The 21,628-nt window shown below is 51.3% G+C and carries 15 protein-coding genes and 3 pseudogenes; 3 read left to right on the top strand and 15 right to left on the bottom strand.

The window, feature by feature from the left end; all coding sequences use genetic code 11:
• Nucleotides 1–74: 74 nt before the first annotated feature.
• The 5 genes and pseudogenes from H6G21_RS26390 to H6G21_RS22770 form a co-directional block, all read right to left on the bottom strand.
• Nucleotides 75–2,753, bottom strand: a complete 2,679-nt coding sequence (locus tag H6G21_RS26390) for a formylglycine-generating enzyme family protein (RefSeq protein WP_347278059.1) — start codon at nt 2,751–2,753, stop codon at nt 75–77.
• Nucleotides 2,750–3,838 (bottom strand): MoxR family ATPase, encoded by a 1,089-nt coding sequence (locus H6G21_RS22755; protein WP_190576361.1) that lies wholly within the window; start codon nt 3,836–3,838, stop codon nt 2,750–2,752. The genes H6G21_RS26390 and H6G21_RS22755 overlap by 4 nt, the downstream gene beginning before the upstream one ends.
• Before the next feature lie 6 nt (nt 3,839–3,844).
• Nucleotides 3,845–5,752, bottom strand: coding sequence for a trypsin-like peptidase domain-containing protein (locus H6G21_RS22760; RefSeq protein WP_190576363.1), 1,908 nt, complete (start codon nt 5,750–5,752; stop codon nt 3,845–3,847).
• A complete protein-coding gene (locus H6G21_RS22765) occupies nt 5,749–6,111 on the bottom strand; it encodes a CU044_2847 family protein (RefSeq protein ID WP_242042015.1) in 363 nt (120 codons plus the stop codon). The genes H6G21_RS22760 and H6G21_RS22765 overlap by 4 nt, the downstream gene beginning before the upstream one ends.
• A gap of 84 nt (nt 6,112–6,195) precedes the next feature.
• Nucleotides 6,196–6,611 (bottom strand): annotated as a pseudogene (locus H6G21_RS22770) (PDDEXK nuclease domain-containing protein); the annotation flags it as partial.
• Between the two features lie 127 nt (nt 6,612–6,738).
• Here H6G21_RS22770 and H6G21_RS22775 point away from each other — a divergent pair.
• Together H6G21_RS22775 and H6G21_RS22780 are read left to right on the top strand one after the other, a co-directional pair.
• Nucleotides 6,739–7,083, top strand: a complete 345-nt coding sequence (locus H6G21_RS22775) for a type II toxin-antitoxin system Phd/YefM family antitoxin (protein WP_190576365.1) — start codon at nt 6,739–6,741, stop codon at nt 7,081–7,083.
• Nucleotides 7,080–7,385, top strand: a complete 306-nt coding sequence (locus tag H6G21_RS22780; protein ID WP_190576367.1) for a type II toxin-antitoxin system RelE/ParE family toxin — start codon at nt 7,080–7,082, stop codon at nt 7,383–7,385. Before H6G21_RS22775 ends, H6G21_RS22780 begins: the two co-directional genes overlap by 4 nt.
• Before the next feature lie 57 nt (nt 7,386–7,442).
• On the opposite strand, the gene H6G21_RS22785 is transcribed toward H6G21_RS22780, so the two are convergent.
• The 9 genes from H6G21_RS22785 to H6G21_RS22830 all read right to left on the bottom strand — a co-directional run bounded on the left by H6G21_RS22785 (nt 7,443) and on the right by H6G21_RS22830 (nt 20,672).
• On the bottom strand, nt 7,443–7,670 hold the full coding sequence (locus H6G21_RS22785) for a hypothetical protein (RefSeq protein ID WP_190576369.1): 228 nt from the start codon (nt 7,668–7,670) through the stop codon (nt 7,443–7,445).
• A 5-nt stretch (nt 7,671–7,675) separates the two neighbouring features.
• Nucleotides 7,676–8,047: a GIY-YIG nuclease family protein gene (locus H6G21_RS25880; protein WP_190576371.1), complete on the bottom strand. Its 372-nt coding sequence runs from the start codon at nt 8,045–8,047 to the stop codon at nt 7,676–7,678.
• A gap of 36 nt (nt 8,048–8,083) precedes the next feature.
• The gene (locus tag H6G21_RS22795; RefSeq protein ID WP_190576373.1) at nt 8,084–8,566 is read right to left on the bottom strand and encodes a hypothetical protein; all 483 of its coding nucleotides are present in this window, start codon (nt 8,564–8,566) and stop codon (nt 8,084–8,086) included.
• On the bottom strand, nt 8,563–9,321 hold the full coding sequence (locus H6G21_RS22800; RefSeq protein WP_190576375.1) for a ParA family protein: 759 nt from the start codon (nt 9,319–9,321) through the stop codon (nt 8,563–8,565). Before H6G21_RS22800 ends, H6G21_RS22795 begins: the two co-directional genes overlap by 4 nt.
• Before the next feature lie 508 nt (nt 9,322–9,829).
• Nucleotides 9,830–13,183 carry a Swt1 family HEPN domain-containing protein gene (locus tag H6G21_RS22810; protein ID WP_190576377.1) on the bottom strand — a complete coding sequence of 1,118 codons (3,354 nt, stop codon included), beginning with the start codon at nt 13,181–13,183 and terminating at the stop codon, nt 9,830–9,832.
• A gap of 3 nt (nt 13,184–13,186) precedes the next feature.
• Nucleotides 13,187–16,096, bottom strand: coding sequence for a DUF1156 domain-containing protein (locus H6G21_RS22815; RefSeq protein WP_190576379.1), 2,910 nt, complete (start codon nt 16,094–16,096; stop codon nt 13,187–13,189).
• A gap of 40 nt (nt 16,097–16,136) precedes the next feature.
• On the bottom strand, nt 16,137–16,775 hold the full coding sequence (locus H6G21_RS22820; protein WP_190576381.1) for a Uma2 family endonuclease: 639 nt from the start codon (nt 16,773–16,775) through the stop codon (nt 16,137–16,139).
• A 54-nt stretch (nt 16,776–16,829) separates the two neighbouring features.
• The gene (locus H6G21_RS22825) at nt 16,830–17,054 is read right to left on the bottom strand and encodes a hypothetical protein (RefSeq protein WP_190576382.1); all 225 of its coding nucleotides are present in this window, start codon (nt 17,052–17,054) and stop codon (nt 16,830–16,832) included.
• A 36-nt stretch (nt 17,055–17,090) separates the two neighbouring features.
• Nucleotides 17,091–20,672, bottom strand: coding sequence for a helicase-related protein (locus H6G21_RS22830; RefSeq protein ID WP_190576385.1), 3,582 nt, complete (start codon nt 20,670–20,672; stop codon nt 17,091–17,093).
• A gap of 382 nt (nt 20,673–21,054) precedes the next feature.
• Between H6G21_RS22830 and H6G21_RS25885 the strand changes: the two are divergent.
• Nucleotides 21,055–21,271, top strand: a pseudogene (locus H6G21_RS25885) (IS701 family transposase); the annotation flags it as partial.
• A 127-nt stretch (nt 21,272–21,398) separates the two neighbouring features.
• Here the strand turns inward: H6G21_RS25885 and H6G21_RS22840 are convergent.
• A pseudogene (locus H6G21_RS22840) lies at nt 21,399–21,628 on the bottom strand (site-specific integrase); the annotation flags it as partial.

The raw sequence follows: 21,628 nt of genomic DNA on the forward strand, positions 1-21,628 counted from the left end.
GTGGGGATCTATGGGTAAGAGTGAGGCGGAGCCTCGGTAGGGTGCGTGTCCCAGGCGGAGCCTGGGCACGAGGGCTAAGGGCGAGGGAAGAGCCCTGGGGCTGAACAGACAACACGAAAACTGCCGTTGTTGCCGCGCGCACCCGCAAGATCATTGCTGCGAGAGGCAGAGCGACAAACCCTAGGATCGTTGTCCCAGGAGCCGCCGCGCAGTACATATAAATCATCTTCCCCCGCGTTTTGATCCACCCACGCATTACCATCGATAGGCGCACCTTCGTAGTTGATATGCCAGTGGTCAGCACACCATTCCCAGACATTGCCATGCATGTCGCACAGCCCAAAGGCATTGGCGATACCAAATTGATCGACGGGGGTAGTTCCTCTTCGGTATTCGCCCTTGGGGCCATCGTTATAGGTGTAGTTGCCGTCGTAATTAGCGAGGTCGGTGGTAATCATCTCCCCAAAGTGGAAAGGAGTCGTGGTTCCAGCACGGCAGGCATATTCCCACTCTGCTTCGCTGGGCAGGCGGTAGGGACGGCCTGTGTGGGCAGAGAGGCGGGCACAGAACTCGACCGCGTCGTGCCAGGATACCTTCTCTACAGGGCGGTGATCCCCTTTGAAATGAGCGGGATCGGGGTCGAGTTCCTGCTTGATGGGGGGTAAGCCTGCGACCCATCGCCATTGGGATTGGGTAACCGGATAACGTCCCATGAAGAAGCTGGGCACGGTGACCTCGTGTTGTGGACCTTCCCTATCCATCCGCTCAGGTTCATCTTCTGGGGATCCCATTAGGAACCTACCACCGGGAATTGCCACCATCTCCAGGACAACCTCCGGAGCCAGTTCTTCCACAAAGCGATAGGCTTGCTGGGCTTGATTCCAGACAACCCGCTCCCGGCCTTCCTGGCGCAACGTCGCAATGGTGAACTCAAAGGGCATCAGCTCCGGCAACGGGGTTTCTGGTTCTTCTTCTGGTTCTTCTTCTGGTTCCTCTTCCAGTTCCGCGTCTTCCTCCTCCAACTGCACCCAGGTAAACTCCAGCCGCTGCAACGGCGGAAACTGCACCAACGGCCCTGGCGGTGGCACCGGAGGCCGCGCTTCCATCGCCCTCACCAACTCCGCATACGCGCCCCCCAACCGCTTCACCGCCTGCTTCGTCACTGTGGCAAACTTCACCAAATCCGCCACATCCCCCCCTTGCAACTCCCGCTCCAACCGCAACAACGCCGTAAAACTGTAGAGACTCCGCCCAATCTTTTGCCCCACATACTGCGACACCCGATCGAGCAACTGTTCCGCCTCCCCCGGATCAGCCAAATCCAGCAACCGTTCCCGCACCCCCGCCACGAATTCATAGGCGGGTTCCGTTGCCTGCTCTGCCGCCGCTGCCCCAGCCTCCTGCCGAATCAACCCACTCATAAACACTTCCGCCAAATGCAACGGCGTAGACTCCCGCAGCATCGTCGCCTGAATCAAATAAATAATCGGCAACTGCACCGGAACGATCGCCATCAAGATCGCCAACCGCCGCGCCAATAACGACGCCGTTGTATTAAATCGATCGACCAACTGCTCCGCCGTCCAATCCCCCGCAGGCGTCGCTTCCGTCTGCACCCAGTCCTTCCAGCCCTCATCAAACCAAACCCCCGCCACCCGCTGCTCCCCAAACCCCGCCACCATCTTGGCCCACAACCCCAAAGACCCCGGCTCCAACGTCACGATCGGCAGCTTCAAACCGCGATCGGTCTGGCTATCAGACCAAACCGGCACCTCATGCAACAGCAACTCACGATTGGCGGCCCCCGGCGTCAGACTGCTCAGCTTCACCGCCACCCCCGATCGCAGCGCCGTCCTGCCCCACAACCGTCCCGGCAAGAACTGCATAATCGCGATCGGCCCCCGCAGCGCCCACAGCTCTAAACACGCCTCCTGGATCACGCCCTGCTGCCATGCCTCCGAAACACAATCACTCAGCACCAAAATCAACCGTCGCCCCGCCGGATCAATCAATTCCTTCAGGCTACGAGGCTTCTGTGGACGGGATCCAGGCAGATGGGTAAATAACTGCACCACATTCGTCGTCCCATTCGCCGCTTTGGTTTGTTCTTTAGCAGTCTGCGATGCCGTATCTTGGACAACCTTGAGATGCCACACATTCACCGATCGAAACGCACCTTGATGTTCCAGTAATTGCTTAAACGATTGCAGCGTATCCTGCCAAATAAAACTAGAGGGCGTGTATTCCATCACCAGCGCCACTTCCAACCAATTTTCCGGCTCCGGCTGCACCACCGTCATACAGAACTGCTGTTCCGCCGTTTGTTCCGCCGTTGCCTCCTCATCTAGCACCCGCCGCCGATAGGAATCTACCCTGCGCCGTAAGGGCCGCAACGATCGCCCGATCGCGAGGGTTTGCCGCAACGCTGGAGCCGTCGGCGTCTTAAACGGGAGTCCTGGAGCCGCTGGATTTGACTGATTGGGCTGATTGGGGCTTTGGGCAGGCTGTCCTTGGGCATACAACCCCAGTTCCGGCGGGGGTTGCGGGGGTGACGCTTCTCCTGTCACCGTTTCCGTCCGAATCTTGGGTGTAGCAGCGGCCTCCGTCGATCGATCTGCGCGATCGGATTGGCCCTCAACATACCGCGCCAACCACAGCGCATCCGCAATATTTTCCGCATCCCAATCAATTTGGGCGTGGCGCAGCCGAGCAATCAACTGCTCAAAAACGGATCGATCGGGCTGCTGGGTCATTCTGCACCTGGGCCAGATAATGATTTCAGCAATCCGTTCAGCAATCGATCGCGCAATTTATCCCGCGCTTCTTCCGTGGGTATGTCTTTTTGCAACAGTAAATAGATTGCATTCAGCAACTGATCCGTTGCCACTTCTTGACCCGCTTTATCCCGGATGTCCAGAAACTTCTTAATAATCGATTCTGCATCTTGCAACACGCTAGGAAACGACTGTTTTAAATGCGCTTCCACAATGCGAGCTAGCTCTTTTTCATCCGGTTCTCGCATGGCAAGACGAATACAACGCCGCAAAAACGGAGGCGGAAACTCCCGTTCTCCGTTACTGGTTAAGATCACAAAGGGAAATGTTGTACATTGCACATGACCGGCTTCAATCTCAACCTGGAGGGGTTGATTGTCGCCTTCGCTGGTATAGGCCGTATTGATCCGCACCCGAGGGGCTACTTCCTTAATGCGCTCTAGCTCTGAAATCCGAAATCGTCCTTCCTCAAAGACGTGCAGCAGATCATTCGGCAAATCAATATCGCTTTTATCAATTTCATCAATCAACAAAATCCTCGGCTGCTTCGGCGAACCGGTGGGCAAAAGCGCTGTCCCCAACGGCCCCAAGCGAATGTACTTGCCGATGTCTTCCACGGAATTTCGTGTTTTCGTTCCTGTTTTCGGTTTCTGCTGGGAATCCTGCAACCGCCCGATCGCATCGTAGCTATAGAGGCCATCTTTGAGCGTGGTGCGCGTCGTAATCGGCCAGTATAGCACTTCCCCCAGTTTCAACTCATTAGCCACTGCATAGGCCAGCGAAGTTTTGCCCGTGCCCGGTTTGCCCGTAATCAGCAACGGTCGCCGCAGATATAACGCCGCATTGACCATCTCAATCTCTTCCGGTCGCGGTTGAAAGGTTGCGCCCTTGTGTTGCTGCCGCGTCGCCTCATCCTGAAAAACGCGCCAACTGGGCGGATCGGGCAATCGCTCTAGCCCATCATGGGGAATCCCCGTGCCTTGAAAGATTTTCCAAGTCGCACCCGTTTCTCCCGCAGCAGCACTGGGGTTTTCTAAAGGCTGACGATCGTCGGTTCCAGTCATAGCGAGCTATTGGGAAGAAGGATGTTGATAAGGACTTTTACTGGTGGGTGGCACTCGCTTAGGATTTTCCCACACAAACGCGAGGTGATGCCCCAATTCAAGGGATTGTGCGATGTTTTCCAGGTCATCATCGCGTTCCAATGCTTCTCGACGGATCGTGGTTACGCGATCGAGGAGTTTGCCTAACAGGATACTCCGACAGTTGCCGGGTAGATGATTGCTAGAACAAGGCTGATGTAAACAGCAGCCAGACGGCCCTGGCTCATCACCGGTTTCACCTAAGCAGCCCAAAACCTGTTGGCAAAACTGGTGCCCCCAAGCCTGATTGGGATGGTCTTTACGAACCCATAGCGCGATCGGGGTTCCCGTCCCAATCAAAACGCCTAACTCTTTCTCATCAGCGCTTGGCGGATAGGGTAATAGCAGTCCCAGCTTTTCATTCGGTTTGAGTTCCCGCTGCATTTGCTTGAGATTCTCGCTTCCTGTCACGAAGGCTGGCCCTGTCTGGAGACTCAGCGATGTCTCAAGCTGTTGCCACTTGGCTGCCCATGTGCCAAGAAATCGAGGGGATTCTAAGCGATCCTGCGATCGTAAGGAAACCCGATAACTGGCCACTAGTGCTTCCGGGATGGCAAAATCGCAGGGAATGGGCTGCTGTTCAATGCGCTGATTCATTAACACCATGGGTAGGAGAAGCTCAATCGTCAGCGCTCGCAAATCAACCCGTGCCCCCACCTGATCGAGGTAGTCGGCAAATAAACTGGGAAGTTGGCGATCGGGAATTCCAGTTTCAGGATCGAGATTCTCATCCTCCGGGGTCTGTCTGAGGTTTTGGAACGTCAGGGCCTCGGAGCCTTGTCCTGTTGTTGCATCATATTGGTTAAAATCACGAATAAACCAAGCATTGACGGTGTAATGCTTCTCCTGGCTCTCATGGGCTTTGACACTAATCAATAAACCAGGATATTTGGATTTAACCGATTGACGATTGAGCTTTTGGTTTTGCTGATCCTGGAGCTTTGTTCGCAGTGTATTTAAATTCTGGGTATAGCGTTGTGCCCACTGTTCCAACCGCGTTCTGACGTTATCTGATAGAGCTTGATTCAGCAAACAAGCTGCAAACTGCACCAGCATGGGTTCCTCAATCTCGCCGTCTGCCATCCCAGCCAAATCGTCTAATCGTGCCGATAGTGCTGTTTGGTAGGGAGAAGGAGTTCCCTCGCGACGGCAAACTTCGTAGGCAATTTGAATCTGCTCCGTCAAGCTGTTGTGTTCCGGTTCAAGTAAATCCAGTAGGGTTCGCTTCTGGATCAATTTCAGGGGCTTATTCAGCTTCTGCGTCGGAATCATGAACCCGACCTTAGCGGCTTCTCGCCTTTTGTCCCGCGCTACAATCATGCCCACAAAGGCGCTGACCGATGGACACCACACTGGCGCACCACTAAACCCTTCCTCAACCGCTAATCCAGGTTGCTTTGTATCCTCGATCTGTTCCCAATCCCCAGGGGCGATCGTGCCTCGACTTTCTGCGATTAAATTGCGTCCCGCCTGATCCCCCTTTGGGAAGCCAAACGCCTGAAGTCCCACCGGACTCTCCGTTCTGATAAATGTCTCCAAGCCGATCGGTGGGATAGCTAGAACGGTGTCCAACCGTAAAACCGCATAATCACTCCCATAGTCTCCCTGCAACTCGTGCCCAATGACCTCTGCTGTGTAAAGTTGCTCACCAGGGCTGAAGGGAAATGCCAGCGATAGGGTCGAGCCGATCGGGTTGTCTTGAGGGACCCCACAGGCATTCACAACGTGGGCACAGGTCAACACGTAGCGATCGGCCACCAAAAAGCCAACGCCAACCACTTGGTTCAGCGCTGAATAAATTCGAGCGATCGCCTTTTTTCCGTCTTCAAACGTCATGCTGATTTTCCAGCCGTCTGGCTCTGATTCCACTTCAGTTTGACTTCAAAGGTCACTTCTCCCCCTACGGAGCTAATGATAGCCCCTGCTTCAGCACTGAGTTTTAACCCAAACGTCACCTCAATTTCATCGGCAGGCGTGGTCATCCCAGATCTCAACTTGTTCAGTACCGTCGAAGCTACCGGCTTGACTCGATCCAAGGCTTGCTCTAAAGACACTTGCGCCTGATACACCAGTTTTCCAGTACTGACCGAAGCCACGGGTTGAATAGCACTCCCTTCCGGTTCGTCCACTTCCACCAGGACTGAGGAACCGTCTTCGAGGGTAAACTGGGCGATCGCTTTTTCCATGGGAGTCATTCCGTAGGCTGACTAATATTCCTTCACCACTATCAACTATAGTTCCGCAGAATTGACAAGCCTTCTGATGGTTTCTGGCTGTGGCTAATCGCTGTCGGCTTGTTCGGCCAGTTCTGAAACGACACTGTTAATCTCTGTTTCTAATTGCTCGATCGTCGGTAGTTGGTCTTCCAACTGCTTCGGCAAGCGATGGGTCGAAATCGCGATCGGTTAATTGACATTTCTAAGGGCGTACTCAGAGATCGTTTTCTTCTTGTCTCGGCATAGGATGATCCCGATCGTCGGGTTATCGCTAGGATGCCGCAGCAAATCATCGATCGCCGCCACATAGAAATTCATCTTGCCGGAATACTCCGGTTTGAAATCCGTCATCTTCAGATCGATCGCCACATAACACCGTAGTTTGAGGTGATAGAAGAGCAGATCAACAAAAAATCACGGATATGGGTAATGAGTGCGGTTTCTAAATCCCGTTCCAGAGCATCTTTGCCCAGCGATAGTTGCTAAAGTGTCACCAGACATAGAAGAATCGGCCCTCCTCCCAACCACAACTTTCGCAGAGATTTCCCGATCGCATATAAATACAGCCTAGAATAAAGCATCGAATTCGACTCCGAATTAAGTGCTATGATTCCTCTGCAAAATATTCAGTCCCTGACCGACTTCAAGCGCAATGCCAGCAATTATGTAGAGCAGGTGCAATCAACCCATACCCCACTCATCCTCACCGTCAATGGCAAAGCAGCAGTGGTGGTGCAAGATGCAACATCCTTCCAGGCTCAGGTCGATCGCCTGCAAGCCCTAGAAGCAGAATTACAGGAACTCAAGCGAGTGGCCCTCCGGCAGGATCTGGCAGTGGGGCTACAACAGCTTCAGCAAGGGCAAACCACTGAATATACCGAAGCAACGTTGCATCAACTCTTTGATGACATCAAGATGCAAGGTAGATCGGAGCTAGGTCGATCGGTATGAGGGTTGAGTTGCGATTGACGGAGCAAGCTCAACAAGACTTGCGGGATATTTGGCGGGGCTGGGCGGAATATAGCGGGTTAGAGCTTGCCGATCGTCGTTTGGATGAAATTGAAACAAAGTTTCGCCTACTCTTGCAGTTTCCCAATGCAGGGCGTATTCGGGATGAGCTTCAACCCGGCATCAGAAGCTATCCAGCGGGAGAAGTGGTGATTTTCTATCGTGTGGCAGCATCTGTCCTGGAAGTTGTGAGGGTACTGCATGGCAGACGGGATGTGGAAGCCGTCTTGCAGGAAGAGAGCTAAATCCCGATCTCTGTTTGGCAATGGGTTGCCAAATCGTAAAGGTGATATGCAGCCAACCTAGCTGGCTTTGCGTTCCATCCCAAAGGCAACCAGGGGACGACAATCCGTGAAACTCACCGCATCCTCATCCAGGAAACTCGCGATCGCCATCTCGATCACCGCCTCGATCGGGTAGTCCATTTCCGCAGCATAGGCAATGAGTGCCGCCTTAATTTTTTCCGGGACTGCCTCCAGAACAGTCTGAGCAGCCGTTGCAGAAAAATGATCCGTGTGGGTGTTTTGCATAGGGATTAATCCTCTAGCTGCCTGATAACGATGTTATAGCTTGGGCGAGAAAGCTGAATCATCGTCGCTTCAATATCCAGCATATTCTGCCAAGCCCGAAACCTGAGAATATCTGCCACGACTCGAACATCATCCGGGTCTAAGCGATCGATAAAGGCCCAGGCCAGGGCTTTATGGCCAGAGCGTAACCGGCGCTGGATATTGGTGGCTTTACCGATGTAGAGCAAGCCGTCCGTTCGATGCCGAAAGCCATAAATCCCGGTACGAGCTGGCACCGTTTCAAACTGACGAGTCAGAACGTGGCAAGTATCGAAGGGAACCGATTGAAAGCGATCGAGGATTCGTTCAGCTTCCTCTCGCACAAAATTAATCGACACGCAAACGCCTCAAAGCCTTCTATCAAAGGTATTTCATTATTTTCCAGATTCTGGATTCTGGTAACTGGATTCCAGAAAGCTAAGTTTTTCGCGCATCTGCTCGATCGATTTCACCTCTGTCCAATCCACCGGCATCGCCTTTAACAACTCGATCGCGGCCTGTACCCAAACCTCTTTAGGGATCTTTTGTCCATGCTTCCGTTTACCCTGCTTGAGCAAGTCGTCTAGCCAGTCATTCAACTCGATCGGGAGCCGGAGGGTGATTTTTTCGAGTTCTCTGGATTCTGCTAAAAATCCAGTTTCTGGTTTCCAGTTTCTGGTTTCCAGTTTCTGGTTTCTGGATTCTGGATTCTGGATACCAGATTCAATCTCTTCACCGCTGGCAGTCTGAGAGTCTTCCTGGTTTCCAATTTCTGGAGTCTGGTTTCCAGTTTCTGTTTTCTGGAAAATTCCCTTATCTAATGGAGCAACGGCTAAGGGATTTGTCCCCAGAACGGATTTCCTTTTAGAACTGGTCATAGTGCCATCACCTCATTCACCAACGATTGATAAGCTTTTGCCCCACTGCCACTCGGGTCATATTCAAAAATCGATTGCCCATGGCTGGGAGCTTCACGCAGCTTGACGGTTTCAGGAATTAGCGTCTCAAACATCCGATCGCCAAAATGGTCTGTTAAGGAAGCCAAGACTTCTTTGCTGAGATTGTTGCGTCCGTCGTAGCGAGTGGCTAGCGCTCCAGCAACTTCGATCGGGTGGTCAAGATACTCGCGGACCAAGGTCAAAGCGCGTTCGATGCCTTGAATTCCCAATAACCCGAGGTAACTCATATCCACCGGGATAATGACTTTCTCGGCGGCCATCAATGCATTCACGGCAAATACCCCAACGTTGGGGGGGCAGTCGATCAAGATGAAGTCATATTGCTTCTCTATGGGTGCGATCGCTTTTCGGAGCAATAGTTCTCGCCCTGGTAACCCTGAGATGGGAATCTCTTCTTCCGCTAACAGAATGTTGGAGGGGACAACATCAACCCCGGATGAAGTGGGTACGATCGTCTCCTGAATGGAAGATTGCCGTTGCAGTACGTCTTTAAGTTGGGGGCCAAGCTGCCAAATTTGGATACCGAGGGATGCAGCGGAGTTCCCTTGGGGGTCGATGTCGATGAGGAGAACTCGTTGCTGATGAAATTTGACTAGGCCAGCGGCGAGGTTGTAGGTAGTCGTTGATTTGCCTACCCCTCCTTTCATGTTGAAGATTGCAAGTTTATGAGCCATAGGGGAATGCGCTGACAGGGGCTATGACCGATCGGACATCGCATTCAATATACAGAAACCAGAAACCAGATTCAAGATTACAGTATATGGATTCAAGATTCTGGAGTATGGATTCAAGAAACCAGAAACCAGATTCCAGGTGAAAGAGATGTCTGTTTCTCAATAGCTCCAAGTGGCGTGGTCTAGGGGGGATTGCTTCAGGTATTCGCGGGACTGCTGCCATGTCGGGAGGTACTGATCCATGTAAGCTCGAAAGCGATCGGTGTGGTGACGAGTAGTGCTCTTGCGTACAGGACAGAGAAAAATAACCCTAAGCTGGTAGGTTTCTGCTCAAAGCTTTCGATGATGCCTGATTATTCTCCATCCTTTCAGAAATAGGACTATCCACAGAAGCAATTTCCCTCTAGTGGTTTGTCATCCATAAAATGAAGGATAGAAGTTCTTTTAAACTCAAGTAAAACAACCGTTTGAAACTTCTTTAACCCCTCAAAATAAACTGGACAGACCACTAGTCTTCTTCAAAGTCATAGCTAGTGAACTTGAGGGTTCGGCAGTTTTCAGTGACGGTGCGAACGACAGCGTCTGGAACGCCATCAGGGGTTTTGACCTGGATTTCTACAGTTACCTCAATGTCTGCATTGAGGCTGCTGAGGTGCTGCAATACTTCGTCGGCAATCTGCCCTACATCCTTGATTAATCGGGTGGGGTTGACCTTGACTGCTCCATAAAAGCGATTTACTTGCTTAGTAGGAGGTGGGGAAACAGGTTTTGTCCCACCTCCAGGAGGATCGGTGCGATCGCCCTTCCCCTCCACACCCGGATCGGAACCAGGCTGGTTCTTCTTCTCGTCTTCTGCCTGTTTTCTCGCTGCTTCGTCTGCGTCCAGTTGTCGTTGGGCAACCTCTGGTTTGACAAGCAAATTCTGGCTACTGAGGGTCGCAGTAAAGGGATCGTTGGGTCCAGCTTTTAGTCCTAAATATCGTCCTTTGGCCTCTTCCCAGCCAGTGGCGTAGGCAAAGTTTTCAGACCAGAGGAGAGCGGTTACTCCTTGCTGAATCGCTTGCAGTAATACCTGCTCATTGCTGAGACGGGGGAGGTACAGGTAATTGCTTAGATACGACCACAGGCGTTTTGTGTCGATGTGATCGGAATCCCGCCATAAGTAGGGATCAAGGGCTTCCATCCGAAGGCGGTTCGCAGCGTAAGTGACAATTAGATATTCCTCATGCACTGCCTTGCGACTGGCTCGTAGCACTGGGGAGTCTTGCCCTTGGAGTCGTACTTCTGTCCAGTCGGTCTGTTGTTTGGGGTCACTGGCATTCGTTCGGTGAGTGGGGACGAGCATCCATTGGTAGGCTTCCTTCAGCAGATTGTCTACCAGATCATTAGTCTGTTCCCGTTTTGTGTTTGCCTGCTTGCCCTGGAATGGGTCAAGGTTGAGTAGTTCCTTATCTCGCACGATCGAATCCCAGGCGAGAAACTGGCAAACGTTTTGCTCCAGCAGCGCCAGCTTGGACTTATCGGGAGCCAGAAACAGAAGCAGGTTTTTGCAATAGCGGGGGCTGGCTCCTTTAGTGGTGAGAATTTGATCGCACTGCTGACGGGCAGGGGTATCGGTTGACTTGCTGATATGGGGATGCTGTGGTCCCAGGACGACCAGACGTACACCCATCGATTCATCATCCGGGATGTCAGCCGTTGAATCTGGGGCAATATGGACCCCAGCAAATTCTCCTCGCTGTTTGTCGAGCTTTAGCCGACGGACAATTTCTTCCCAGATCTTTTCTGGATCCTCCCCAATTTGGGTTGCTCGGTCTTGAGCTGTGCGAGTGACGTTCGGCTGAGTTGAGATCCAATAGCGATCGCCATCGATGTATATATAACTTGCCTGATCAGTCAGTCGTCGGAGGGCATCGCCAAAGATAGGGACGGATTCTCCCGGCTGCACACAGCCCAATTTGATACGACGATCCTGTAAGCCTCGGTTGGCGGCTCGTAAAGTAGGGGCAGAGCCAAGATAAATGGTACGGGTGACACGGCGGCAGGCAGAGTAGCGACCCAAGTTTGGGTTCTGGTTGTCGAGGGAGACAGGGAGAGAGTTCGTGCCATCGACATCTTTTTCAATCACCGGCACCCAGTTATCATCCAGGTAGCGGGTAAGTTCGGACTGCACTTGCGCGTCATCCATTGCGACGCTGGCTGGCATAATCAGCAGGTTCTTGTCTCCCCGATCCCAGAGGGAATGGATCACCTTTGCCATCAGTCGCAACACGCCACGAGTCCGCTGAAATTTGTCGAGCGTTGACCAGTCAGAGTACAGCCGATCGAACAGTTCAGGGTGAATGGGATACGCTTCTTCCAAGCGGCGTTTGTAGCTGGCTTCGCGGCATTCGGAAGGAAACTCTGCTGCCTGAGATTGGTACATCTCATAGAAGGCACGGATCACCGCATCACGAGCGACGTAGGAATTGGAGTCGATCGGCTGAAACAAGCGACGACGGACAATTTCAAAGCTTTCTTCTGCGCTGGCGGGTCGCCAGGGAGACTCCACCCGACCGATCGCATTCTTGAGCCGATCTAAAGCATCCTGACCGCGATCGCCGCCAATCTCGATATCGGAGGAGGGAATACTGGCTACTAATAACGTGCGATCTGCGTTTTTAGCTGACTCGCTCAGGGTTTGGGCGAAGGTGAAGTGGGTATCGAAGCTACCTGCTGGCAGGTCATTCTCGAAGTGAAGCTGTCGGGCGTAGGACACCCACTCATCAATCAGGATCAGACAGGGTGAATACTTGTTGAACAGGAGTTTAAGGGTATCGCCAGGATTGGTAGAGGTTTCATCCGCTTGGCGCACCATCTCATAACCTTCTTTACCGCCAAGCTGCCATGCAATTTCACCCCAGAGCGTCCGAACAACCGTACCGTCTTTTTTGGTGTGGGTTTGACCAGGGGAGATCTTATTTCCTACCAGCACGACGGTTTTGACATCTTGGGGAGGTTCAGGTACGTTTGCCGCTTCAAAGACAGGCTCCAGTCCCGGTAGCTGATTGGCGGAAACGCCAAAGAACAGATGGTAGAGGGCAAGCATGGCGTGGGTTTTGCCACCACCAAAGTTGGTCTGAAGCTCGATCACGGGGTCGCCTTTATCGCCGCTCAAACGCAGTAATGCCCCAGTGAGAAGCTGTTTGAGTCCTTCGGTGAGATAGGTACGCCGGAAGAATTCGGTGGGGTCGCGGTATTCGTCTGATCCTTCGTCTAAAAAGACTTGCCAAAGGTCAGCGGCGAATTCTGCTTGTTGATAGCGTCCAGAGGCAACGTCTTGGTGGGGCATCACCACTTCGCGCCAGGGCTTGAGTCCTCCGGTGGGTGTGCCTTCCATTGGGGCAACGGCAGCACGGCGAGTTTCCCGACGCGCCTGTTCTTCGTAACGCTGCCGCATTAGCTCGCTTCGCTGCTTCTCAACAGTGTCGGATTGCTCGGCTGCGCCCACCGAATTCAGAAGGCGAACAATGCTATCAAGAGCACGGTAAGCATCTTCAGTGGATACGGCTGTAGAACCATGTGCCCAAGTATTACGGGTGTTGCGAAGTTCACTAATGAGGGTGCGCTCAGTTTGCCCTAAGGTTTGCTTGAAGACCTCATCCCATTTGCCCCACATCAACTTCAGTTGAGCCGCAATATCCTCTTTGAGAATGTCTTCAGGCTTACGACGAAGGGTGTTATCTGGGTCAATATGGGGAACGGATGCCAGCAACCACCGATCTCTGTAGACCGCTTTCATCTCACGCTCAATATAGGGATACAAGCCTTCCTTGAGCAGATTTAACGCTCTACCGACCCGTTCGTGATTGCTAATGGACATAACCTAAATCCCTAGTTCAATTTGAGTGGGCGTTGAGTTTTGTTTTTCCGTTGCCAGTCGAGCAATTTCAGACCAGGAGATGACTAGGCTGTTGTAGGCGATCGCTTCCTGCGTCCAACCTTTGCGATCGCAAATGCTGTAGAGCCGGTAGGCGAGATCCCGTGCCACTTCTCCTAAGTTGCCCAATTGCGCTAGTAGATGAGCCGCACCCGTTTCTCCGTTCTGATCGAGTGCCCGAATGAGATGCTGAGTTGCTTCCCAAACGGGAATTCGATTGTCTTTGGCAGGATTCCAATCTTTGGGGAGGGCATCGCGGGGGACGAGTTGCACTTTCCCAGCTTTGGCAGTGAGGATTCCGGCTTCTGTCATGCCTTTGATGCTGGTATTTTTGGCTTTGGAAAGAGTTTCTGCGTCGCCAAATTGCCCTTCGCTGAACTGGTATTGTTCAAACCATGCCAGTGCCCAACGAGTATCGGTATCGAATTCGCCTTCTTGCTCAGCCAGAAATTCATCGAGGGTCTGGTTGATGAGTTGCAGGGCAGTGCGTATCCGCATGGGTGAACCATCCGATTCCAGTACTTTGGCATAGCGGGAGAAAATTGCCATACCTGGACCAATACTTGACTGTGCTAAGTCCACTGGAGCAATGTTGCCCTGCTGAAGTTTCTTAATAGCATCGGGTAACTCTTGCTTTAGTTCATCCACAAAGCGACGGCGAGTAGTGGATGGAGCATTTTCAGGACGGGGACGACAAACAAGGACAATAGAAGAAGCCAGAGCATTGGAACCAAAATCACGCATTCTCCCGCTTCTTTCTGTTCGTATAGGTAACGTTCCAGTAATTGAAAATCCTTCCCTAAGAAGTCCCTCAAGCATTGTTTCCCAACCTGTAGACGAAACTAGGAGAGAGGCTTTTCCTTCTTCTTGCTCTGTTTCCGCTTGTTTAAAGGCGTAGTAAATGGTAAATGGGTAATCGAAATGTTGAACCTTCCTTATCCGCAGAAATACACTTCCCAAACCTTTTTCAAAAAACTCTTGTGCCTCTTTACGTCCACCGTGCCGAACCTGATCTGCTACTAATTCTTGGGTTTTAGGAACAAGAAGCGTACTGAATAAATTTGGATAAATACCACCTAGAAAACGACGAAGCCAAACATAGAAAAAATCAGATAAATCAGCATATGGAATGTTATCGTAATACGGTGGATCAGTAGAAACAATTATTGGTTCAGACGAATCTAAAAGTCTTGAATCTTGTTGTTCTACCTTTGCATCATTATCTGAAAAAGAGTTGTTCAGCACCTTTTCTATCAACTCCCACTGACGACTAAAATTTCCTGAAGAATCACTAAAAGGATTTCCTTCAGCAAAGTCCCATGACATTGAAAGAGCATGGCGTGAGAAGGTAGGAGCAATTTTTAAGTGTTCTGGATTTGCTTGCCAATGACAAAGTGCAGACGAGAGATCTGTTGCTTTACTTAGTCCCAGTCCCAAATAAGTTACGACAGCATCAGCATAGGCTGTTGAGCCTACCCCTCCGTTTTCAAAAGGAAGGCTATCATCAGGCAAAATCTTGCAGGCATCATGCGTAATTTTTTCTCGAACTTCACCCAGTAAAGAACCAAAAGTAGATAAAGCAGTGAGCTGGCGTTCCGTAAATAATTCATAATGCTTCATCATCCCGTAAACAGGAGGAGTCATATGGCGCGAGTTCTGAATGATTTCGGTTTCGGGCTTCCACTCCGCTTGTGCTTGATTAGCAATTTCTTCGTGCTTACCGGAAGGTGACAAGAAGACTCTCCCACTATCGCCCTCTGCAACAATTGCTATTAGTTGAACTCGCATTTGTTTGTTCCTGCCCTCTCCTCGCAGGTATTCAAAGGGAACTGGTGTTTGGCAAGCAAGACAAACAGCCCCTCGGCGAGTCATTGTTCCTGTTGACTCAGGATTTTTACCAGAAATTGCTTCAAATGTGACAATAGGAGGAGTTTGACTACGATCAATAACAGGTTTTATATGAGCTTCACTACCCTTCCTATTTGAAAGGGCAAATGATCTAATCAAGGGCATTTGACAGCCACACGCTGGGTTAGGACACTTTGCCGTTCTTGCCCATAACCAAGCAATTACTGTTGCCGATCCTCCTCCCTTGTCCGATGGTAGCGCCACTTCAGGATACAGATGTCCAATTCGTTTCTCTGCCTCATCCCGTATCCATTTGCCGTAGTAGCACAAATCTTCCGCTACCCCTTGCAATCCTTTCCACTGATTGACCTTTAGTTTCTGTTGTGATTCCGGATTTACTGGGGGTAGATCCTTAAACTTAGGCGGAATCTCAGTCAAAGCTTTATTAATCAATACAGCAACAGGATTTAAGTCGCTGGCATGAGCCTTTAATCCCAATCGCTGTGCTTCCAATGGAATCGAACCACCTCCGGCAAACGGGTCATAAACCGGAGGTGCATTTTCAGCCAAATAATGCCGTACTGCTTCTGGCGCTGTTGGGGGTTCATCTCCTCGATTCCACGCAATGCTGCGGGCAATCTCTCGCTGTGCCGCAATCAACACACCCGAATTTGGGTTATTGATGTCATCCCAAGACACCAAGCCCCGAATGACTTGCTTCGTGTTGCCCTTTTTATCCGTTTCGATGGTGATCCGCCCCAAAATATCAAACAATCGCTGTCGTTCAGCAATTTGCGCTTCTTCAGTCGGAAACTTATCAGGATGGCTTGATGGATCATCCACCAACGACGCAAACAACACTGCCCGACAAGCCGCCAACGGTCGCCGCGCCCACCAGAGATGCAACGTACTGGGATGTCCATGCCGAATCGACTTCTCTCTCGCCGATTCCATATTGATTGCTTCTAGCGGTAGGGCAACTTCAATTAGCTTTTTGCGGTAGGTCATTGAATTTTAGATTTAAGATTTTGGATTTAAGATTTTGGGACTACTGAATCTGTTCTCGTACCCATTGGCGAAATGCCTTCAGTACCTTATTTCTGCCCAATGTTTTACTCTCCCTCAAATAATGAGGAATCACTTGTTTCAGATCTAAACCTGGGAAATTCGGGCTTTCTAGCACTTCCTGGTATTTCCCAAAATCCAACACATTGATTTGCAGATTCCCCTGATCAAATCGCCAGAGTTCAGGCACCTGCAATGCCTCATAAATACTGGGATGAGTCCGAGAGGTAACATCAATCTCGATCGCCAAATCCGGCGGTGGATCAACACTTAAATCAATTCGCTTCTTGCCGCGAATTGCCGCCTCATTCTGAATATAAAAACACTGGTCAGGCTCTAGCCCTTGAGCCATAGGCTTTTTGAAGGTTGTTGAACCCAAACTACGAAACTCAATATCCAACTCTTCTAACAATGCCTTGATCAAATCCCCAATAATTTCCTTATCATCCTCATGCTCCGGTAACGGCATCATAATCTCCAGCAGTCCATTGTCATACGCCAATCGAGACCCGCGATGGTCTCCCAATTCATCCAGGATGGTTTCAAATTCCTGCCAAGTAACATCCTCTAATATGACTCGCTGCCCCGGTGGTACATTGATTCGCTGTAACTCTAGTAGCATGGTTTTACTCCCTTCAATAAAATTTTCCACCCAACTTTCGGATATATAAAACCATTATCGAAGGACTTCCCAATCCTCTAATGCCGTTGCGAGTTCAAATGGCTCATCATAGTAATAGAGACTGTTCTGAAGAGAATTTACCGCTCCATGTTGCTGAGAGCTAGAGACAGATTTTTTCAAGATAATCACTTCCACCGCCTCCCCCGCTTGAAACGGCAACCCTTCCAGAACTAACGTGCCATTCTCAGACAAAACCGCTTCAACCTTATGAGCCTGCATCGCAGTAACCTCCCCCCTGAACTACCGCATGATTCGTCATTCTGGATTCCTCCCCTGTCCCCATAACTCCTTCCAGTTATAGTTCACACTGTCTGCCTTAAAGTCTGGCTCCTTCTGGAAGGGGTTCAGCACATACCGCACCACACACCCATTATCTCCAACGTTATAAGTCCCCTTCGTACTGGAAACCTTAAACGCATCCCCTTCAGGAAAATCCGCCGACTCTGGCACCTGCACCAACGCCAGCACAAAGTTTTCTGGCTTATTCAGTGCGGTCAAGATTTCATTCTTCGTAACCGTAACCGTTTCTGCCCCCTTAATCCGTCCCTTCACCTCAATAAACTTCACCCGTCCCGGTTGCTCTCCATTTCCCGGAACCCGCGATTCAACATCATAGCCGCACTTCTCTCGACTGACATCTTTTGGGTCATGCCCCAACGCCCGCTCCGCTGCCATCACCGTCTGCATTGCCAACATCTCAACCCGCTTCGTCTCCCTGGCAAACAAATCAGCCTCCGATCGCCGCTTGCCCTGCGCCCGTTGCAGAAATCCGATCGGGATAACCAACGCCCCACCCACCACCACCGGCGGCAGGGGAGACAGCTTCCGTTCCTGCTCCAATTCCGTCAACCGTCGCTGGAGGCGAGACTCCAATTCATCAGCTCTGGCTCTGGCTTTCGCTGAGTTGATCTTGGCGTTGACCTTACCTGCCGCTTCCTGCTGCTTCAACTGCTCCGCCTGCTGATCCCAGTAATAGATCTCCTTAGTCAGCCGCTCCTTGACTGCCTTCATCGTCTTGGCAACCAAATCCTCTTTGCGCTGCTTCACCTCTCGCAAATGCTCCGGCATCAAATGAGCGATCGCATACTTCGTTGCCTGGGGTTCCAGATTATTCTTCAGCCAATCCTGCTCCAAAACTGGGGTAATGAACGGTTTCTCCTCTTCACGCAACGGTCGGTAGTTGAGATAGGGTGCATACCCAGCATTCTGAGTATTGCCCTCCCCATCAATTTCCACATACTGCATCCGTCGCGACACCACCCGGCGCTTACCGCTGCTGTCGGTACTGGCATCCTGGATCGAATGCTCCAGATAAACCAGCGCCCGTACCTGTTCACCAAAATCATTCTCATCCACCAGCACCGCTCCTTGCTTCAGCAAGTCTCGATGCCGTTCCAGCGTAATCTCCGTCACCGCTTCCAGCAGAGGATGCCCCGGACAGATAAAGGCAGCTGGGGGCTTGCCGGGGACATTAATCAGTCCCTTCTCAAAACAAATCCGCTCGTAGCTCCGCAGAATCGGTTCCCTCACTCCAATCTGCCGATCCTGGCTACGAATAATTGCCGGAACGTGGGTAATCTCATACCGCTTAGGTTCCCGCTGCTTGGCAGTTCCTCCCAAATTGGCAAACGCCTCCAGGAAGAATGCCGCAATAAAGTGGGGCTGGAGCCGCCGAGCCTCTGCCCGCTCCATGTCTTCTCGAATCTGCTGCACTCTGGAGGCATCCATCGTGTCTCGCGCCAGTGCCCGCTCTTCCAACAGTTCGCGCAACCGTTGCTGATCCAGACGGTCTGCCACCACTTGATTCAGCTTTGCCCGAATATCAGGGCGATCGCCGTATCGAATGGCTTCAATCAAAAGGTCGCGTAGGTCTTTGCCTGCGATCGCCTTACCCAATACATCAAAGACTTTACCGCCCAATGCCTTCTGTTCGAGATCCAGCTTGCCGAGCAGCGTCAGGTACACCTCACCCTCACGGGTTTCCTCTGCTACCAGGTTCCAAAGATGGCACACTTCCGTTTGTCCAATCCGGTGAATCCGTCCAAACCGTTGTTCTAGCCGATTCGGGTTCCAGGGCAGGTCGTAGTTCACCATCAAATGCGCCCGTTGCAAATTTATCCCTTCTCCAGCCGCATCCGTTGCCAGCAGCACTTGAACCGTCACATCCTGCTTGAAGGACTCCTCTGCCTTCTTGCGTTGTTCGCGTCCCATACCACCATGGATCATGACAACGGCTTCAGAGCGACCAATGAGCGTCCGAATGCGATCGGCAAGGTAATTGAGCGTGTCGCGGTGTTCGGTAAAAATCACCAGCTTGCGGCGATGCCCATGTGCGTCAAACAGCTCTGCCTCGTTTTGCAAGAGGTTGGAGAGTTCCTCCCACTTCTTATCCTTACCGCTGCGTTTCACCTTCAGCGCCAACTGCTCAATCTGATTCAGTTGCTCAATTTCAGCTTGTAGTTCAGCCACCGTCCGCGCTGCCGTCGCCTGGTCCACCACTTCCTCTTCGGTAGACTCCCGCTCATCCTCTGGCACATCATCAAAGTCGTCTTCCCAGTCCTCCGGGTCGATCGTGCGCCCAAAATCAAGACGGGCACCCAGTCCTTGCTTGAAGGCTTCCTCATCTTGAAGTCGTTTCTGCAACCGCTCCCGGCGACGATGGATTGACTGATAAATTGCTTCTGGAGAAGATGCCAACCGCCGTTGAAGAATGGTCAACGCAAAGCCAACCGTACCCTTGCGCCCATTGTTCTCCAAATTTTCTGCCCGATCGAACTCGTTTCGCACATACTCCGTGACCTTGTGATAAAGCTGCTGCTCCAGGTCTGAAAGACGGTAGCCAACGGTATACGCTTTACGTTCTGGGAACAGGGGCTTGCCGTCAAACTTGAGCAAGTCTTCCTTCACCAACCGTCGCATCAAGTCCGAAGTATCGGTCGTGTTGGTGCCCCCTCGGAACCGACCCTCAAAGCGATCGCCATCCAGCAATGCCATAAACAGTTGAAAGTCTTCCTCTTTCCCGTTGTGGGGTGTTGCCGTCATCAACAACAGGTGACGAGTAATGTCCCCCAGCAGCTTGCCCAGTTTGTACCGCTTCGTCTCTTTGACCTCACCCCCAAAAAAAGAGGCGGACATCTTATGTGCCTCGTCGCAGATCACCAAGTCCCAATCGGTCTGTGCCAGCTTCGCCTGCAAATCGTCATTTCGACTCAGCTTGTCCAAACGCACAATAAGTAAGGGAATTTCGGTAAAGGCATTCCCCGTTCGCGCCGCCTCAATGCGATCGTTCGTCAGAATTTCAAACGGCAGATGGAATTTCTGGAATAGTTCATCCTGCCACTGAGCCGCCAAACTGCCAGGACAAACCACCAGGCATCGGTGCAGATCCCCCCGGATTAGCAACTCCCGCATCAACAACCCAGCCATAATCGTCTTTCCGGCTCCAGGGTCATCCGCCAGCAAAAACCGTAAAGGTTGCCGGGGAATCATCTCCCCATAGACTGCCGTGATCTGGTGTGGCAAAGGTTCAACCAGCGACGTATGAACTGCTAACAGTGGATCGAAGAGGTGCGCCAGTCGAATTCGATGTGCCTCTGACACCAAACGCAGTACGGCTCCATCCCCATCAAAACTCCAGGGTTGCCCAGTGGTGACAATCTCCAAGTCAGGTTCGCGATCGCGCAAAACCAGTTCATGACCCAGATTGCCAGTGGCATCCTTATAAACCAGTTCAATCACATCATCGCTATGCTGGGTCACATCCACGATAATGACATGGTGATTCGGCAGAATCCCTTTAACCGTCGTGCCGCGAACCAAGTCCTCAAGCTGAACCATACGACGGTGCTCCTGGAGATAGGGGATCAGATGTATACCGTTCTAACAAAGCCTTGCCTGTTTCTCCAAACTCTTGGGCTAACTGCTGTAGCTGCCTAAATAATAGCGAGGAAGGCTGCATTCTCCCGTTCTCCCATCGGTTTACGGTTTCGTAAGACACACCAACCCGTAGCCCAAACTGCTCCTACGTCAATCCAGAAAATTGGTTCAACTCTTGGATGAAGCGACCCGATTCTGGCTGTTTGAGTAAGTAGGGCTTTTGCAAAGAAGTTGGGCAGGATATGACGTACATCATATTTATGGTTCTCCCTTCTATGTCAAATACAGCAGCATCTTAACCACCTGAGGTAAGGAAATTTTTCTTAACCATTTCCTTATCTCGCCTTGGTGGGATAACCAAAGCGGTTGGAAAAGATTACTGAACAATTTGTGCTTAATCATCCAACCCTTGATTTGATGCAATTGGCTAGAAGTCTTCCCCCATTGCATCACTGCACATTGGCTTCGAGCGATTAATCCACAAAATGAATACATTCATCTTTTCACTGGTACATCAGTTGAATCGACAACTTATCTTTTCCTCTGCTGGGAGTGTCTGAAGCAGGATAAATCTCGATACAGATTGTGCTGTTCATCCTCATGAGTTTGTCTAAGCCCACTCACGCTTAAAAAGTCACATGACTTAGAAATGTAGTTCCCGATGGGAGACTAGATGGCGTGTATGTCTTACTCCCAGGCAGATCGCAGCGCCTCATCAGCTTCCAATTTGCCGACCTCCAAGTACTTCGCCAAATTGCCAATGTCTTGATGCTGCGTAATCTGCTGAAGTGTCCGCAGACTATGGCCCTTCTCAAAATGCAAATAGGTCAGCAGAGATCGCCGAAAACTATGGGTACTCACCCCCCGAATCCCCAAATAATCCACCGTCTCCCGCAACGCCTTATCACAGGCCCGAG

The sequence above is a fragment of the Alkalinema sp. FACHB-956 genome (assembly GCF_014697025.1).
Lineage (GTDB): Bacteria > Cyanobacteriota > Cyanobacteriia > Leptolyngbyales > Leptolyngbyaceae > Alkalinema.